Raw genomic sequence first — 1,585 nt, forward strand, 5'->3', positions numbered from 1 at the left:
AACTGCTTGCCGACTTCCTCGAGCGTATGGTCGGTGCTCATCTCGATGCCGAAGCGCATCCGCAGCACCTTCGCCTCGCGCGGCGTCAGCGAATCGAGCACGTCCTTCACGACGTCGCGCATGCTGGCATGCAGCGCGGCGTCCGCCGGCGCGACCGTGTTGTTGTCCTCGATGAAGTCGCCGAGATGGGAGTCCTCTTCCTCTCCGATGGGTGTTTCCAGTGAGATGGGTTCCTTGGCTATCTTGAGTACCTTGCGGACCTTGTCGAGCGGGAGGCTCATCCGTTCGGCGATCTCTTCCGGCGACGGCTCACGCCCGATTTCCTGGACAAGCTGACGGCTTGTCCGGATAAGTTTATTGATGGTTTCTATCATGTGAACGGGAATCCGGATCGTCCTCGCCTGGTCGGCAATGGCGCGGGTAATCGCCTGCCGTATCCACCACGTGGCATAGGTGGAAAACTTGTAGCCCCGCTGGTATTCGAATTTGTCCACGGCCTTCATGAGGCCGATATTCCCTTCCTGAATCAGATCGAGAAACTGGAGGCCGCGGTTGGTGTATTTTTTCGCGATGGAGACGACAAGGCGCAGATTTGCCTCCACCAGCTCCGACTTCGCTTCCTTTGCCTTCCTCTCGCCCTCTTCAATCGCCTTGATTTCCTTTGCCAGCTCAACGGCCTGAAATCCTGACTCCTGCTCTATCTTTTCCAGCTTCCTCCGCACGGATTTCAGTTTTTTCTCAACCCTCTCGGCATTCTCCTCCGACGCGGAGACAGCGGCCAGAACCCGTGAGCGCGCTTCGTCACCGCCCGATGGCTCCTGACAGAGCTCCATCAGCTCTTCGAACGGGATACCCGTCTCCACGCTCAACTCGCGGATTTCCTCCGTTACCCGATCCACCTTTCCGGCGAGTTCCTTCAGGCGTTGGGCTATCCTTTCGATATGGCGGTCCTTGAGCCGCAGCGATTTCAGGAGCTCCGCGGTCTTCTCCCTCACCTCGTGCAGCTCCCGCACGATTCTTTCACGGTCGCCATCCGGAAGCGCGGGATCCGCAAGGGATGACGAATGGGCCTCCATGGTCGCGTCGCACGAGCGGATGACATTGATGATCTCCAGGAGTCGGGTCTTCTGGACATCCTCCTCGTCCTCTTCAAGCTCCTCCTCTTCCACTTCCTTGCTGATCTCGGCGGCGGATACCTGGAATTTTTCCAGCATGTCTCCCAGGGCGATGACTTCTTTCACGGTAATGGGGGTCGTATAGATTACGCGCGCCACGTCCCGATCTCCGTCCTCGATGCGTTTCGCAATCTCCACCTCGCCTTCGCGGGTGAGAAGGGAGACCGACCCCATCTCGCGCAGGTACATACGCACCGGATCGCTGGTGCGTCCGAGTACACCCGGCTCGAATTCGACCTCTTCCTGCTCGCCTTCCAGTTCCTCTTCGTCCTCAAGGTCCAGCTTCACCTTGGGTATCTTGACTTTCTGGGCGGAGTCAACGACCTCTATATCCATCTCACCGAACATGCTCATGACATCATCAATCTGGTCCGAGGATACGATGTCGGGGGGGAGGAGATCGTTTACCT

Annotated in this window: 1 protein-coding gene; it reads right to left on the reverse strand. The window is 58.0% G+C overall.

Going from position 1 to position 1,585, the window contains the following annotated elements:
* Positions 1-1,529 (reverse strand): RNA polymerase sigma factor RpoD (gene rpoD / locus Q1K49_RS13415; RefSeq protein WP_366146074.1); only part of this gene is annotated, 1,529 nt, incomplete at its 3' end.
* Positions 1,530-1,585 lie beyond the last annotated feature (56 nt).

It is taken from the genome of Aminiphilus sp. (assembly GCF_029975095.1).
In the GTDB taxonomy this organism is placed as follows: Bacteria; Synergistota; Synergistia; order Synergistales; family Aminiphilaceae; genus Aminiphilus.